The organism is Streptomyces sp. NPDC044061 (assembly GCF_056434305.1).
The window spans coordinates 215,441-231,078 of record NZ_JBWKFL010000004.1; the positions used below are offsets into that span (position 1 = coordinate 215,441).

A 15,638-nucleotide genomic window follows, 5' to 3' on the forward strand; every position below is an offset into this window, starting at 1 on the left:
ACTGGGGGGGGAACAACAAGGGAAAGCCCCGCTGGCGGTTGGGGGGGGACGGTGTGGGGGAGGGGGGGGGTTTCTGGAGGTTTTGGGGGGGGCCCGGCCGGCCCCCCCCCGCCGTCGGGAGTGGTGGGACCCGCGTCACGGACGCAGCGCCGGCTCCCTCTCCCCGTCCGCTACGTCCAGCTTCGCGTCATGGCGAGCCAGCGGCTTCGCCGCCGACGGGTTCTTCTGGACCGCGGCCGACGCGACGCCCGCCCATTCCAGGATCCGTGCCGTCGACAGGGCCTTCTCCTCCGACACCAGCCCCGCCACGTTGGCTCCGTGGTTCAAGCCCGGCGCCGTGAAGACGTAGGAGTCGTGGGCGCCCTTGCCGAGGCGGAAGCGTTCCGAGCCCCAGGGGTCGTTCTGGCCGTAGACGAACAGCATGTGCCGCGCGTGGTGGCGGACCCACGTGTCGACGCCCCGCATCGCGCCCGGCTGGAAGCGCATCGGGATGGAGCGGGGGACGAAGTTGCGCGGCGGCTGGTAGCCGTAGCGGATCAACTTCCGCTCGATGTACGGGAAGTGGATCGTCGGCGCGCCCAGCTGGGTGCCCGCCTGGTAGTAGTACGGCGTGTACGTCTCCAGGCCCTGGTCGGTGTATGCCGAGAAGCCCGAGATCGTGTCGACCGAGTTCCAGATCGCGTCGTCCGTTGCCGTGGCCGCGTCCGCGGGGATGGAGTCGCAGTCCTTCAGCAGGCTGTACTGCCAGAAGCCCCAGACGTAGTCGAGGACCACCGCCTCGTAGGCCTTGTCCAGGCCGCCGATGGTGGAGAAGGTGTAGCCGTTGTCGGCGGCGTACTGGGCGTACTTCGCCTCCAGCGGCTCGCGGCGGACCAGCGCCTCGCGCTGAACTGCGTTCAGGCGGTCCCGGCACTCCTTGGTGCCGACCTTGGCGAAGAAGCGGTCGTACGCCGAGTCCTCGTTGTTGACGACGTCGTTGGGGGCGACGTAGGCCACCACGCCGTCCATGTCGCGCGGGTAGAAGCGCTCGTAGTACGTGGCCGTCATGCCGCCCTTGGAGCCGCCGGTCGCCAGCCAGTTGGCGGAGTAGACCGGCTTCAGGGCCTCGTAGACGCGGTGCTGGTCGCTCGCCGCCTGCCAGATGTCCAGCTTGGACCAGTCGGCCGGGTCGGGCCGGGACGGCGTGAAGAAGCGGTACTCCAGCGAGACCTGGTTGCCGTCCACGATCTGGGTGGGCTCGCGGCGGGACGGCGTCGTGGAGACGTTGTAGCCGCTGGTGTAGAAGACCGTCGGCCGGCTCACGTCCTTGTGCAGCACGGTGATGCGCTGCTGGAAGGTGCCCCGGTCCGGGTGCCGGTGGTCGATCGGCTGGGTGTAGTTCAGGACGAAGTACCGGTAGCCGGGGTACGGCTTCTCCTGGACCAGGCTCATGCCGGGTATCGCCAGGAGGCGGTCCTTGATGTCGGTGGGCCCTGACTGCGCGGACTGTGCGGCGGTGGCCGCGCCCGCCGTGCTCAGCGTTCCTATGAACACCGTGAGCGCCAGCAGCCATCTGAGCGCCTTGCGCATGCGCAACTCTCCCCTGTGAGACAGATGTCCGCCGGAAGCTAGCGGAGCAACTGCCGTCACACCAGAGGGGGTTGTGCGATTTGCGTGGATGCGCGGTTTACGCGGTCAGCACAGGATCCAGCCGGAGCTGACCGAGTCCCGGTTCACCGAGCCCTTCACCCACACACAGCGCTGCCCGGCGTGGACGGTCACCGGGCCGGCGTGGTGCTTGTACTGGCCCTTGTCCACGACCGGCCGGTTGCCGCGGGCCTGCACGCTGACCGACATCGTGCGCCTGACACCGGGGTTCCTCGCGACGGTGACGGCGCAGACGTAGCCGTCGCGCTTGTAGACGTGCACCACGCCGGTTCTGAAGGGCAGCGTCCGCACCTCGCGCCCGGCGCAGGAGCCTGCCGTCGCCGCCGTGGCGGTGCCGGGCACCGCGAGAGCGAGCGCCCCGGACGCGGCCAGCACGGCCGCGCCCAGCGCCAGGCGCCGGCGTATCGCACCACTGTCCACTGTCGTCCTCCCCGTACCGCCGTCATACGTCGCCGATGACCGTACTGATGTACGGACGCACGACATGTGTCGGATGGTTGCACGACCGTCAGGAGTGCGTTTCAGCCACCCCCCGAACAGCGCGCCTCAGCGGGACGCGCCCACCGGCTCCTCCGGTTCGGACTGGCCGACGAAGGTGCGCCACAGCTCGGCGTACCGGCCGCCGCGGGCCAGGAGTTCCTCGTGGGTGCCGTCCTCGGCCACCCGGCCGTGGTCCATCACCACCACCCGGTCCGCGCGGGCGGCCGTGGTCAGCCGGTGGGCGACCACCAGCGTCGTACGGCGCCCCGCCAGACGGTCGGTGGCCTGGTTGACCTGGGCCTCCGTTGCCAGGTCCAGGGCCGCCGTGGCCTCGTCGAGCAGAAGGACGTCGGGGTCGACGAGTTCGGCGCGGGCGAGGGCGATCAGCTGGCGCTGGCCGGCCGAGAGGTTGCGGCCGCGCTCGGCGACCTCGTGCAGATAGCCGCCGTCGAGCGTGGCGATCATCTCGTGCGCGCCGACGGCCCGCGCCGCCGCCTCGACTTCGGCGTCGGTGGCGTCGGGGCGGCCGTAGGCGATGGCGTCACGGACGGTGCCCGGGAAGAGGTAGGCCTCCTGCGGGACGACCCCGAGCCGGTGGCGGTACGCGGTCAGGTCCAGCGCGCGCAGGTCCGTGCCGTCGACCGTGACCCGGCCGGAGGTGGGGTCGTAGAACCGGGCCACCAGCTTGACGAGGGTCGACTTGCCCGCGCCCGTCTCACCGACGAAGGCGACGGTCTGCCCGGCCGGGACGGTCAGGTCGATGCCGGTCAGCGCCTCTTCGTCGGTGCCGTAGGCGAAGTGCACGTCCTCGAAGGCGATGTCGCCGCGCAGGGCGGGGACATCGCGGGGTTCGTCCGCGGCTCCGGTCGAGGTCGGCTCGCGCAGCAGTTCCTGGATGCGGCCCAGCGAGACCGTGGCCTGCTGGTAGCCGTCGAAGACCTGGGAGAGCTGCTGGACCGGCGCGAAGAACAGGTCGATGTAGAGGAGGTACGCGACCAGCGCGCCCGTGGTCAGGGTGGCGGCCTCGACACGGCCCGCGGCCGCCATCAGTACGGCCGCCGCCGCCACCGACGACAGCAGCTGGACGAACGGGAAGTAGATGGATATCAGCCACTGGCCGCGGATGCGGGCGCTCCGGTAGCTGTCGCTGCGCTCGGCGAACCGCCGCCCGCCGTCCCGCTCGCGCCGGAAGGCCTGCACGATCCTGAGTCCGGCCACCGACTCCTGCAGGTCGGCGTTGACCACCGACACGCGCTCGCGAGCGAGTTCGTACGCCTTGACGCTCGCCCGGCGGAAGAAGAAGGTGGCGACGATCAGCGGGGGCAGGGTGGCGAAGACGACGAGGGCGAGCTGCACGTCGATCACCAGCAGGGCGACCATGATGCCGAAGAAGGTGACGACCGAGACGAAGGCCGTGACCAGTCCGGTCTGCAGGAAGGTGGAGAGGGCGTCGACGTCCGTCGTCATCCGGGTCATGATCCGGCCGGTCAGCTCGCGCTCGTAGTAGTCGAGGCCGAGCCGCTGGAGCTGGGCGAAGATCTTCAGCCGCAGCGCGTACAGCACGCGCTCGCCGGTACGGCCGGTGATCCGGGTCTCGCCGATCTGGGCCGCCCACTGCACCAGCACGGTCACCAGGCCGAGCAGCGAGGCCGCCCAGACCGCGCCGAGGGCCGCCTTCGTGACGCCCGCGTCGATGCCGTGCCGGATCAGCACCGGCAGCAGCAGGCCCGCGCCCGCGTCCACGGCGACCAGCAGCAGGCTCACCAGCAGGGGCAGCCCGAAGCCGTGGAGGAGGCGGCGCAGGCCGTACGACTCCTCGGGGCGGACCGCGCGGGCCTCGTCGACGCTCGGGGTGTCGGTGGCCGGGGGCAGCGCCTCGACCTGGGCGAGCAGTTCGGGGGTGGCCGGGGTGCCGGACAGCGCCGTGTCCTTGGCGTTCTTGGCCGCACGGTCGCCGGTCCACAGCCTGGGGGTCACCCCGCGCTCGGCGTCGAACTCGGCGTCCAGCTCCTCGCGGACGGAGGTGTCCTGCCGCGGCTCGGCCGGGAGGTCGTGGCCCGGGGAGACCCCGCCCAGCTCGTCCGGGTCGGTCAGCAGGCGGCGGTAGAGGGCGGAGCGCTCCTGGAGCTCGTCGTGCGTGCCCAGGTCGGCGAGCCGGCCGCCGTCCAGGACGGCGATGCGGTCGGCGAGGTTGAGGGTGGAGCGGCGGTGCGCGATGAGCAGGGTCGTGCGGCCCCGCATGACGTGCTTCAGCGCCTCGTGGATCTCGTGCTCCACACGGGCGTCCACCGCCGAGGTCGCGTCGTCGAGGACCAGCAGGCGCGGGTCGGTGAGCAGGGCCCGGGCCAGCGCGATGCGCTGGCGCTGGCCGCCGGAGAGGGTCAGGCCCTGTTCGCCGACCTTGGTGTCGTAGCCCCCGGGCAGCTCCGCGATGAAACGGTCCGCCTGGGCGGCCAGGGCGGCGGCCTCGATCTCCTCCTGGGTGGCGTCGGGGCGGCCGTAGGCGATGTTGTTGCGGACGGTGTCCGAGAAGAGGAACGAGTCCTCGGGGACCAGCCCGATCGCGGCCCGCAGGGAGTCCAGGGTCAGCTCGCGCACGTCGTGGCCGCCGATCAGGACGGCGCCGCGGGTGACGTCGTAGAAGCGCGGGAGGAGCAGGGAGAGGGTGGACTTGCCGGAGCCGGAGGAGCCGACCACGGCGAGGGTCTCGCCCGGCCGGATCTCGAGGCTGAGCCCGTCCAGGACCTTGCGCTCGTGCTCGTAGCCGAAGGACACGTCGTCGAACTCGACGGTGGCGGGCGCGTCGGCCGGGAGGGTCTTGGTGCCGTCCTTCAGGGTCGGCTCGGTGTCGATCAGCTCCAGGACGCGCTCGGTGCCGGCGCGGGCCTGCTGGCCGACGGTGAGGACGACGGCGAGCATGCGGACCGGGCCGACCAGCTGGGCGAGGTAGGTGGAGAAGGCGACGAAGGTGCCGAGGGTGATGTGGCCGCGCACGGCCAGCCAGCCGCCGAGCGCCAGCATGGCGACCTGGCCGACCGCCGGGACCGCCTGCAGGGCCGGGGTGTACTTGCTGTTCAGCCGGATCGTGCGCAGCCGCCCCGCGAACAGCCGCCGGCCGACCTCCCGCAGCTTCCCGGTCTCCTGCTCCTCCTGCCCGAACCCCTTCACCACGCGTACGCCGCTCACCGCGCCGTCCACCACGCCGGCCACGGCGGCGGCCTGGGCCTGTGCGTACCAGGTGGCGGGGTGGAGCTTGCTGCGGCTGCGCTTGGCGATCCAGCCGAGGGCCGGGGCCACGGCCAGGGCGACCAGGGTCAGGGGCAGCGAGAGCCACGCCATGATCACCAGGGAGATCAGGAAGAGCAGGAGGTTCCCGATGGTCATCGGGAGCATGAAGAGCAGGCCCTGGATCAGCTGGAGGTCGCTGGTGGCCCGGCCGACGACCTGACCGGTGGACAGCTCGTCCTGGCGGCGGCCGTCGAGGCGGCTGATCGTGCCGTACATCTCGGTCCGCAGGTCGTACTGGACGTCGAGGGCGAGCCGGCCGCCGTAGTAGCGGCGGACGAAGGTGGCGCCGTAGACGAGGAGCGCGGCGGCTATCAGGGCGCCCGCCCAGGTGCCCATGGAGCGGCTGTGGTCGCCGATCACGTCGTCGATGATCACCTTGGTGATCAGCGGGACGACGGCCAGCACCGCCATGCCGGCGAGCGAGGCGCCCAGAGCCAGCACGACGTCCTTCGGATACCGCCAGGCGTAGCCCGCCAGCCGTCGTGCCCATCCCCGTTGCGCAACCACGCCGGTGCCTTCCGTTCGACCTGTTCTACCGGAAAGCACCAACGCCGAAGGAAGCGGATTTCATCCCTCCGCAACATTCGCCCTGCCGGTCCGGCCCGGGGCGGCCGCTCCCAGGAGGCTCGCACCCGCAGGCAGCCGGCCTCAGGAGGCTCGTACCCGCAGGTAATAGAACCGCGTCGTCTGTACCGCGTTCTGGTTGTCGTCGCTGACCAGGAGGACCTTCAGGCGGCCGGTGCGGTCACGCCCGGTGATCGTCATGCCCTCGATGTTGTCCAGCAGGGGGTTCGACTGGGGCTGCTTCGCCGTGGCGCCCAGGGTGGGGCAGTCGGCGATGTCCGCGAGGAGGGTCTTCCCGACCGGGCGTACGTCCGGCTGCCCGGTGAGGTTCTCGATGCCGCTGGTGTCCGTGGCGTGGCGGAGGTCGGCCAGGTAGAGGCGGACGGTGTTGCCGACGCCCGCGGTGAAGCCGCGCTCCAGGACGAGGAGGCGGCCGTCGGGGGTGGCCTGGACCTCGGGGACGCCGAGGCCGGCGTCGGTGCGGTAGGCGTACTGGGCGGCGAGCCGGAACCGGCCGTGCCGGCGGGTCCAGGTCTGGAAGCGGACGGTGCCGGTGGAGTCGCCCGAGATCGCGTACTCCATGGAGGCCAGCAGGGTGTGGCCGCCGGGCAGCAGGGTCAGGCCCTCGAACGTCTGGTTGCCCGTGGCGCGGCCCGCCGGGGCGACCAGGAGGGACGTCGGGACCGGGAGGCGGTCGAGGATCCTCCCGGCACGGGAGTAGCGGCGGACGGACGGCTCGGTCTCGGAGGTGATCAGCCGGGTGCCGTCCCGGTCGATGACGAGGCCCTCGGAATCGAGGTCGGCGCCCTTCTCGTCGGCGAGGCGGACGGCCGACGTCGGCCGAAGGGTCCTCGGGTCCAGGCCGAAGAGGGAGGAGCGGTCCTCGAGCGCGGCGATCGAGCCGTCGCCGTCCATCGCGAGGGCGGAGAAGTTGCCGACGAAGGTGCCCTGGTACGTCGTCTTGTCGAGCGCGTCGGAGAAGCGGTCGATGGAGACAGCGGGCGAACAGTCGTTTCTCGTGGCGGAGTTGGCGCTTGCGGGCCCGGCGGCGGTCAGGCAGGTGGCCGCCGCCAGGCCGGCGGTGAGGGCGGCGAGTACGGTTCTCAGGCGCATGGCCGTCACCGTAGGAGAGGACGGTGACGGCGGGGAGACCGCCTCGTGAAGCGTCAGCCGTTCGACGGCACCGCGGGGAACGCCTCGCTCGGCGTGGAAGTGGGCGTGTAGCGCAGGGCGGTGGCGGAGGACGTCACCGGGACGAGGTCCTTGTGGATGGCCTTCGCCACGTTCTGGATGGTGGTGACGCCGTAGTCCATGGTGCTGTTGTCCCAGGTGAGCACCGACATCATGTAGTCGTGGCCGCCGCCGCTGAAGGTGCCGAGGCTGTGCACCCGCCAGCCGTGCGTGGAGCGCTGCAGCCAGCCGTTCTTGACGTGCACGGTGACCGTGGACGGTGCCCCGGCCGGCGTGCCCCAGCGCTGCGAGGAGATGACCTGGCTCATCAACTTCAGGATGTAGGCACGGGAGTTGTCGCTCAGGACTGTGTTCTTGGCGGTGACCAGCTTGAGCAGCTTCTGCTCGTCGGTGACGTTCTCCTGGGTCAGCCCCCAGTAGCCGTTCGCGCCCGGGACGGTCTTCGTCATTCCGGCGGCGGCCAGGAAGCCCTTGATCTTCGTCAGGCCGAGCTGCTTCCAGAGGGTGCTGGTCGCGTTGTTGTCCGACTTGGTGATCATGGCCTTGGCGAGCGAGGCCTCACGGTCGGTCAGATAGCGGTTGTGCTTCTTCGCGTCCCACAGCAGCGTGGCGAGGACGGTGACCTTCACCGTGCTGGCCGAGTCGTAGGAGGAGGTGGCCCGCAGCGTGCACGTCGTCTTCGTGGTGCGGTCGTAGACGCCGATCGCGACGGTGCTCCTGCGGTTGGCCAGCGCCGCCGTGATGTCCTTCTGCAGCTTGGTGGCCAGGCCCGCCTTGGCGGACGTACAGCTGACGGTCGGCGTCGCCGCGGCGGCCGGGGCGGCGGCGGCCACGGCCACGGAGGGTATGAGCACCCCGGCGCCGAGGGCCGCGGCCAGCACTCTGGCACGTCGGGATATCCGGTGAGTCATGGAGGGTTCCCCCTGAATGTCGTGTGGCGTCGGCACTTCGGACGCCGTCGGGCGCACCCCTGCGCCTTCTGGGTTGACTCGCCGGGGTGGCCGAAAGTTGTACGCATGTTCCCAGAGCGGGGGTTCACGGGGGTGAGGGGGGTCACGACACCCAACCAACTCACCATTAAACCGACTTAACGGGCATACGTGACCGCCGCGGTCCCGTTCCCCGCCCGGCTCCCACCGACGCACAGCTCCTCCCCAGGCGGGCCACAGTCGGCACCCATCGGCGCTCTGCAGGGTGCAGTGGTGACATCTGCCACCGATCCCCTCCCCCGCACGACGACCGAGACTCCCGACGCGCCGTCACCGGCCACGCGTTCGGGCCCGGCGCCCCGCTGGTCGCTCCCCGCACTGATCGCGATCATGATCCTGGCGGCGGTGCTCCGCTCCTGGAACCTCTCCGGGTCCGGCCTGAACAGCTTCTACAGCGCGGCCGTGCTCAGCGGTACGCAGAGCTGGAAGGCGTGGTTCTTCGGCTCACTGGACGCGGGCAACTTCCTCACCGTCGACAAGCCGCCCCTCGCCCTCATGGTCATGGGCCTGTCCTGCCGTCTCTTCGGCTTCGGCACCTGGCAGATGATGGCGCCGTTGATCGTGGCCGCGCCGGCGACGATCTGGATCCTGCACGCGTCCGTGAAGCGGGTGTTCGGGCACGGAGCGGCCGCGCTGGCCGCGCTGGTCCTGGCGCTGACCCCCATCACCGTGGCCATCGACCGGGACAACAACCCCGACACCCTGCTGGTCCTGCTGATGGTCGGCGGCGCGGCGCTCGGGCTGCGCGCGGTCGCGGGCGGGCGCCTGCTGCCGCTGCTCGGCTCGGCGGTCTGCTTCGGGCTCGCCTTCAACACCAAGATGCTGCAGGGCTACATCGCGCTGCCCGCGGTCTTCGCGGTGTACCTGTACGCGGCCCGGCCGCCGCTGGTGAAGCGGATCGTCAACCTGTTGCTCGCGGGCGTGGCCCTGGCGGTCTCCAGCTTCTGGTGGGCGGCGGCGGTCTCCCTCGTCCCGGCCTCCGACCGCCCCTACATCGGCGGCTCGACGGACGGCTCGGCCTGGAACCTGATCACGGGCTACAACGGCCTCGGCCGGGTCCTCGGCGGCGAGGGCAACACGGGCGGTGGCGGTGGTGGCGGAGGCGGCTTCTCCGGCACGGCGGGCATCGGCCGGCTCTTCAACGACATCCTCGGCGGCCAGATCTCCTGGCTGATCCCGTTCGCGGCCGTCGCCTGCGTCGGCGGTCTGGTGCTGTGCGGCCGCGCCCCGCGCACCGACCTCACCCGCGCCGCCCTGGTGCTGTGGGGCGGCTGGACCGGCCTGCACTACCTGACCTTCGCCATGGCCGAGGGCACCATGCACCCCTACTACACGACGGCCCTCGCACCCGGAATCGCCGCGTTGTGCGGCGGCGGTGGCGTGCTGCTGTGGCGCGCGTTCCGGACGGACCGGCGCTGGGTGTGGGTCCTGCCGACCGCGCTGGCGGTCACGGCGGTGTGGTCGATCGTCCTGCTCCGCCGGGCCTCCGGGTGGCACACCTGGCTGTGGCCGGCGGTCGGCGTGGTCATGGCGGTGGCCGTGGCGGGCCTGCTCCTCTTCCGTACGGGCAACCGGGTACGGCTGCTCGCGGCGTCCGTCGCGGCGGCGGTCGTGGCGGCCGTGGCGGGCCCGGCGGCGTACGCCTGGTCGGTACCGTCGGCGTACGGCGGCGGTGGCATGGGCGGTACGAACCCGACCGCGGGCCCGTCGACGGGGAACGGCTTCGGCGGCGGCCCCGGCGGGGGCAGCCGGGGTGGCTTCCCGGGAGGCGGTGAGCCGCCCCGGCAGAGCGGCGGGAGCACGGAGGCGGGCGGCTTCCCGGGCGGGAGCGCGCCGAGCGGCGCCCCCGGCGGCGGACAGCCGGGCGGCGGCTTCCCGGGCGGTGCGCAGGGCAGTACGCAGGGCGGCGAACTCCCCGGCGGCAGCGGCGGATCGGCAGGTACGGCATCGGGTGACGCCGAAGGCGCCGGCGGAACGACGGGCACGGCACCCGGCGGCACCGGCGGATCGGAGGGCACGGCACCCGGCAGCACCAGCGGTACGTCCGGCACGACGCCGGGCGGCGGCGCTCAGGGCACCCCGCCCGGCGGTATGGGCGGCTTCGGCGGGGGTGGCATGGGCGGTGGCGCGAGCGCCGAGCTGATCTCCTACCTGAAGAAGCACCAGGACGGCGCCAAGTGGCTGCTGGCGGTGTCGGGTTCGCAGAGCGCGGCCCAGCTGATCCTCAGCAGCGGTCAGCCGGTCATCTCCATGTGGGGCTGGTCCGGCACCGACAAGGCGATGACCCTCGCCAAGCTGAAGGAGCTGGTGAAGAAGGGCGAGCTGCACTACATCCAGCTCGGCGGAGGCATGGGCGGCGGCCCCGGAGGCGGCGGCAACAGCGCGAGCTCCGAGGTCACGTCCTGGGTCCAGAAGCACGGGACGGCGGTGAAGGAGAGCGCGTACGGCAAGAGCACGACGAACTCCGGCTCCTCTTCCTCTTCCAACTCCTCTTCGGAAAACGGCCAGTCGACGATCTACCGCCTGGACGCCTCGGAGGTGAGCTGATCCAGCGGCGCAACGGTGACGCCCCGGCACCCACGCCGGGGCGTCCCGACTCCCAAGGGGCGCCGTAGGACACGCTCCCCCTCATGGCTGACACGGACGACCACCGACGGTACGTCTGTCTCGACCCGGACGGCACGGGCTCGGACCAGGGCTGGGTGTTCGTCATCGTGGCGGCAAGGACCGGCGTGGTCTACCAGGCGCAGGGAGGCGGCTTCGGCTGCGTCCAGTACGCGCAGGAGGGCTACCTCGTCCCCGTCTTCGGACAGGGGCTGGACGAGGAGCTGAAGGAGATCTTCGTCGGGGAGTTGAAGGGGCAGGGAGCCCGTCGGCCGGACTGGCCGGAGAAACTGCTCGCCCGGTTGAGGACCGCGGTCGCCTTCCACGTCTACGGTTCCGCCAACCGGGACGACCTGTTTCCCGCCCCGCTCGCCCTGGACGAGACACGCCTCGCCGAGGTCGACGAGGCATGGGTGCCGGTCGTGACGCCCGACGGGCCCGGTGTCCTCGTGTGGGAGAACTCGGACCAGGCCGTCTCCCGCTCGCCGGGCCCCCGGTGCAACCGGGTCTGGTGGTGTTCTCGGGCAGCCCCGGGCACCGGCCATGGACTGCCGCCGGACCCGGGTCCGGCGGCCGCCCGGCGCGGATCAGCCCAGGTGCGTGGGTGCGAACATCCGCAGCACCGCGGGGAGTACGACCACCGAGGGACCGGGGGTCGCAAGCGCCTTGGCCAGGTCCGTCTCCAGGGTCTGAGGGGTCGTGCGGACGCCGGGGACGCCGAAGGACTCGGCCAGGGCCACGTAGTCCGGGCGGGTCAGTTCAGTCGCCGTCGCCTGGCCGAAGGCGTCCGTCATGTACTCGCGGAGGATGCCGTAGCCGCCGTCGTCGACGATCAGCCAGGTGACGTTCAGGTCGTACTGCCTCGCCGTCGCCAGTTCGGCGATCGAGTACAGCGCCCCGCCGTCGCCGGACACCGCCAGGACCGGCCGGGCCGGATCCGCGGCGGCCGCGCCGAGCGCCGCCGGGAAGCCGTAGCCGAGGCCGCCGGCGCCCTGCGCGGAGTGCATGGTGTTGGTGCCCCGGGGGTCGAAGGCCGACCAGGCCCAGTACGCCAGGATCGTCATGTCCCAGAAGGACGGGGAGTCGGCGGGCAGGGCGCGGCGGACAGCCGTCAACACGTCCTGCTCCAGGGTGAGTTCCTGGGCCGCGATGCGGTCCCCGACCTTGGCGAGCAGCTCTCGCACCCGCTGCGGCGCCGACTCGTCGCTGCGCTCCTCCACCGTCTCCAGCAGGGCCTGCAGAGCCAGGCGGGCGTCCGCGTGGATGCCGAGGGCGGGGTGGTTGGACTCCAGCTTGCCGAGGTCGGCCTCGATCTGGACGACCCGGCCGCGCGGCTTGAACGTGTGGTAGTTGGAGGACAGTTCGCCCAGTCCGGAGCCCACGACGAGGAGGACGTCGGCGTCCTCAAGCAAGTCGGTCGTGTGGCGGTCCTCCAGCCAGGACTGGAGCGAGAGCGGGTGCTCCCAGGGGAAGGCGCCCTTGCCGCCGAAGGTCGTCACGACCGGCGCCTGGAGCTTCTCGGCCAGCTGAACGAGCTTCCCCGAGGCGTCCGCCCGGACGACCCCGCCGCCCGCGATGACCGCCGGGCGCGCCGCGCGGGACAGCAGGTCCGCCGCCACCGCCGTCAGTTCGGGGCGCGGAACCAGGTCCTCGGGCGTCGCGTCCACCGCGGTCACCACGGGCAGCGGCGTCGGAGCGAGCAGCACGTCCTGCGGGATCTCCACCCACACCGGGCCGTGCGGAGCCGTCAGCGCCGACTTCCAGGCCGCCGCGATGGCGGAGGGGATCTGGGACTGGGTGCGGACCGTGTGGACCGACTTCACCACTCCCCGGAACGAGGCCGCCTGGTCCGGGAGTTCATGGAGGTAGCCGTGGCGGCCACCGCCGAGGCCAGCCGTCGGGATCTGGCTGCTGATGGCCAGGACGGGAGCGGAGGCGGCCGCGGCTTCCTGCAGGGCCGCCAGCGACGTCAGCGCTCCCGGACCGGTCGACAGCAGCAGCGGTGCCGCCTCGCCGGTGATCCTGCCGTACGCGTCCGCCGCGAAGCCCGCGTTGTTCTCCACCCGCAGACCTACGTAGCGCAGGGAGGAACGGCGCAGGGCGTCGAACATGCCGAGGGCGTGCTGGCCGGGCAGGCCGAAGACCGTGGTGGCGCCGAGCCCGGCCAGGGTTTCCACGACCAGGTCTCCGCCGTTGCGCCCGGGGGGCGGGTTCAGCGCGGTCGAGATCTGTGCCGCCGTGGGGCGGAGTACCAGGTCGTGGTCGTGAGTCACTTCGCTTCCGCGTCCTTCCGGGCCGCCGCGATCTGGCGGCTCATGATGGTGGTCAGTTCGTAGGCCGTGTGGGAGGCCGCCACCGAGGTGATCTCGGCGTGGTCGTACGCCGGCGCCACCTCGACGACGTCCGCCGACACCAGGTTGCAGGAGGCCAGCCCGCGCAGGATCTCCAGGAGTTCGCGGGAGGTCATGCCGCCCGCCTCCGGGGTGCCGGTGCCGGGGGCGTGGGCCGGGTCGAGGCAGTCGATGTCGATGGAGATGTACAGCGGGCGGTCGCCGATGCGCCGGCGCAGCTGGTCGGCCACCTCGTCGGCGCCCCGGCGGTAGATGTCCGCCGAGGTGACGATGCCGAAGCCCATCTTCTCGTCGTCGGTGAGGTCCTGCTTGCCGTACAGCGGGCCGCGCGTACCGACGTGGGAGAGGGCCTCGGTGTCGAGGATGCCCTCCTCGACCGCGCGACGGAACGGGGTGCCGTGGGTGTACTCGGCGCCGAAGTAGGTGTCCCAGGTGTCCAGGTGGGCGTCGAAGTGGAGCAGGGCCACCGGGCCGTGCTTCTTCGCGACCGAGCGCAGCAGCGGGAGGGCGATGGTGTGGTCGCCGCCCAGGGTCATCAGGCGGGCGCCGGTGCCCAGCAGCTCGTCCGCCGCGGCCTCGATGGTGTCGACGGCCTCGTTGATGTTGAACGGGTTCACGGCGATGTCGCCGCCGTCCGCCACCTGCGCGAGGGCGAAGGGGGACGCGTCCTGCGCGGGGTTGTAGGGACGCAGCAGCCGGGACGCCTCGCGGATGGCGTTGCCGCCGAAGCGGGCGCCCGGCCGGTACGAGACGCCGGAGTCGAACGGTACGCCCACGACGGCGACGTCGGCGGTGCCGACCTCGTCGAGGCGGGGCAGCCGGGCGAAGGTCGCGGGTCCGGCGTACCGCGGGATGCGGGAGGAGTCGACGGGGCCGCGGGGCGTCTCGTTGCTGCTCATGATGAAATGCCTTCTTTCTTGCGCTTCATCGCGCATGTACTGCTTTTCATACGACTCTACTGGTGAGCCGGGACCGGTTCGGACGCGAGTTCGGGGGACCGTCCGGCCAGGCGCTCACGCCAGGTGGTGAGGACGGCCTCGTCGGTGGGCCTGGTCGCCAGGGAGACGACGACATAGGCCGCGAGGGAGGCGAGCAGGCCGTAGTACACGGGCTCGTTGGCGAGGATGCCGTAGCCCGCCATCAGGCCGATCACGGCGAGGCCGCCGACGATCACGGAGGCCAGCGCGCCCTGCACGGTGCCGCGCTTCCACAGCAGACCGCCGAGGATCGGGACGAGCAGACCGCCGACGAGGAGGTTGTAGGCGACCGTCAGGGCCTCCACGACGTTGTTCAGCGCGATCGCGGTGCCGATCACCGCGACACCCATGATCAGGATGAAGGCGCGGTTGCCCTTCACCTCGTCGTGCGCCTCGCCGTCACGGCGCACCGCACCGCGCAGCCGGGACCAGATGTCGTTGTTGGCGACGGTGGCGCAGGCGATCAGGGCGCCGGAGGACGTCGACATCACGGCGGCGAGGGCGGCGGCCAGCACCAGACCGCGCACACCGACCGGGAGTTCGTCCTTGACGATGGTCGCGAAGGCGTCGTCGGGGCTGCCGAGCTTGGGGTAGAGGACCTTGGCGGCCGTGCCGATGACGGCACCGGCGAGGGCGTAGGCCAGACAGTAGGTTCCGGCCACCGTGCCGCCGAACTTGGCGGTCTTGTCGCTGCGGGCGGTGAACACGCGCTGCCAGATGTCCTGGCCGATGAGCATGCCGAAGGTGTAGATCAGCACGTAGGTGAAGATCGTCTCGCCGCCGATGCCCAGCGGGTCGAAGTAGGAGGTCGGCAGCTTGGCCTTCATCTCGGAGAAGCCACCCGCCTTGACCACCGCGATGGGCAGCAGCAGGAGCAGCACGCCGACCGTCTTGACGACGAACTGGACCATGTCGGTCAGCGTGATGGACCACATGCCGCCGAGCGTCGAGTACGCGACCACGATCGAGCCGCCGAGGATGATCGCGACGGTCCGGTTCATGTCGAAGAGCACGTCGAAGATCGTGGCGTAGGCGATCGTGGACGTCACCGCGAGCATCAGCGTGTACGCCCACATGACCACGCCCGAGATCACTCCGGCCCGGCCGCCGTAGCGCAGGTCCAGCATCTCGGAGACGGTGTAGACCTTCAGGCGCGCGATGCGGGCCGAGAAGAAGACCGACAGGGCCAGCAGGCCTAGGCCGATGGTGAACACCATCCAGGCGCCGGAGAGGCCGTACTGGTAGCCGAGGCCCACGCCGCCGATGGTGGAGGCACCGCCGAGGACGATCGCGGCCATGGTGCCGGAGTACATGGCGGGGCCGAGGCGGCGGCCGGCCACCAGGAACTCGCTCTTGGACTTGGCGCGGCGCATGCCCCACCAGCCCATGGCCAGCATCCCGGCGAGATAGACGACGATCACTGTGTAGTCGACGGCCATGTGGGGCCCTCCTTCGCGCACTGTCGGTGGCGTGTCGTGCAGAGTCGTGGGGGAATTCCTCGACGAGGAGCGACGGCAGGGGCTCGCGGGGACATCCGCCCGTACCCA

Annotated in this window: 9 protein-coding genes and 1 pseudogene; 2 read left to right on the forward strand and 8 right to left on the reverse strand. The window is 71.5% G+C overall.

From position 1 onward, the window contains the following. Positions 1-135: 135 nt before the first annotated feature. From AC07CM_RS08185 to AC07CM_RS08205, 5 genes are all read right to left on the reverse strand, one after another. Positions 136-1,569, reverse strand: coding sequence for a S28 family serine protease (locus AC07CM_RS08185; protein WP_478875515.1), 1,434 nt, complete (start codon positions 1,567-1,569; stop codon positions 136-138). A gap of 105 nt (positions 1,570-1,674) precedes the next feature. Then, entirely contained in the window at positions 1,675-2,067 is a 393-nt protein-coding gene (locus AC07CM_RS08190; protein ID WP_478875516.1) for a hypothetical protein, read from the reverse strand. Positions 2,068-2,193: 126 nt separating this feature from the next. Continuing rightward, complete coding sequence (locus AC07CM_RS08195) at positions 2,194-5,922, reverse strand: ABC transporter ATP-binding protein (protein WP_478875517.1); 3,729 nt, start codon at positions 5,920-5,922, stop codon at positions 2,194-2,196. Positions 5,923-6,063: 141 nt separating this feature from the next. Further along, the gene (locus AC07CM_RS08200) at positions 6,064-7,092 is read right to left on the reverse strand and encodes an esterase-like activity of phytase family protein (protein ID WP_478875518.1); all 1,029 of its coding nucleotides are present in this window, start codon (positions 7,090-7,092) and stop codon (positions 6,064-6,066) included. Positions 7,093-7,145: 53 nt separating this feature from the next. Continuing rightward, positions 7,146-8,081 (reverse strand): serine hydrolase, encoded by a 936-nt coding sequence (locus AC07CM_RS08205; protein WP_478875519.1) that lies wholly within the window; start codon positions 8,079-8,081, stop codon positions 7,146-7,148. A 291-nt stretch (positions 8,082-8,372) separates the two neighbouring features. Here AC07CM_RS08205 and AC07CM_RS08210 point away from each other — a divergent pair, with 291 nt between their 5' ends. Next, positions 8,373-10,706, forward strand: coding sequence for an ArnT family glycosyltransferase (locus tag AC07CM_RS08210; protein ID WP_478875520.1), 2,334 nt, complete (start codon positions 8,373-8,375; stop codon positions 10,704-10,706). Positions 10,707-10,789: 83 nt separating this feature from the next. Next, a pseudogene (locus AC07CM_RS08215) lies at positions 10,790-11,170 on the forward strand (DUF6210 family protein); the annotation flags it as partial. 180 nt (positions 11,171-11,350) lie between these two features. On the opposite strand, the gene AC07CM_RS08220 reads toward AC07CM_RS08215, so the two are convergent. From AC07CM_RS08220 to AC07CM_RS08230, 3 genes are read right to left on the reverse strand one after another with little or no spacing between them, the layout of a single operon-like run. Beyond that, positions 11,351-13,036 (reverse strand): thiamine pyrophosphate-binding protein, encoded by a 1,686-nt coding sequence (locus AC07CM_RS08220; RefSeq protein WP_478875521.1) that lies wholly within the window; start codon positions 13,034-13,036, stop codon positions 11,351-11,353. Further along, the gene (speB, locus tag AC07CM_RS08225; protein WP_452966474.1) at positions 13,033-14,013 is read right to left on the reverse strand and encodes an agmatinase; all 981 of its coding nucleotides are present in this window, start codon (positions 14,011-14,013) and stop codon (positions 13,033-13,035) included. Before speB ends, AC07CM_RS08220 begins: the two co-directional genes overlap by 4 nt. A gap of 56 nt (positions 14,014-14,069) precedes the next feature. Beyond that, a complete protein-coding gene (locus AC07CM_RS08230; protein ID WP_478875522.1) occupies positions 14,070-15,530 on the reverse strand; it encodes a sodium:solute symporter family protein in 1,461 nt (486 codons plus the stop codon). Positions 15,531-15,638 lie beyond the last annotated feature (108 nt).

Excerpts from the sequence above, each read along its gene's own strand:
- AC07CM_RS08185 (WP_478875515.1), bottom strand. The coding sequence starts at position 1,569 with ATGCGCAAGGCGCTCAGATGGCTGCTGGCGCTCACGGTGTTCATAGGA.
- AC07CM_RS08230 (WP_478875522.1), bottom strand. The coding sequence starts at position 15,530 with ATGGCCGTCGACTACACAGTGATCGTCGTCTATCTCGCCGGGATGCTG.
- AC07CM_RS08200 (WP_478875518.1), bottom strand. The coding sequence starts at position 7,092 with ATGCGCCTGAGAACCGTACTCGCCGCCCTCACCGCCGGCCTGGCGGCG.
- AC07CM_RS08205 (WP_478875519.1), bottom strand. The coding sequence starts at position 8,081 with ATGACTCACCGGATATCCCGACGTGCCAGAGTGCTGGCCGCGGCCCTC.
- speB (WP_452966474.1), bottom strand. The coding sequence starts at position 14,013 with ATGAGCAGCAACGAGACGCCCCGCGGCCCCGTCGACTCCTCCCGCATC.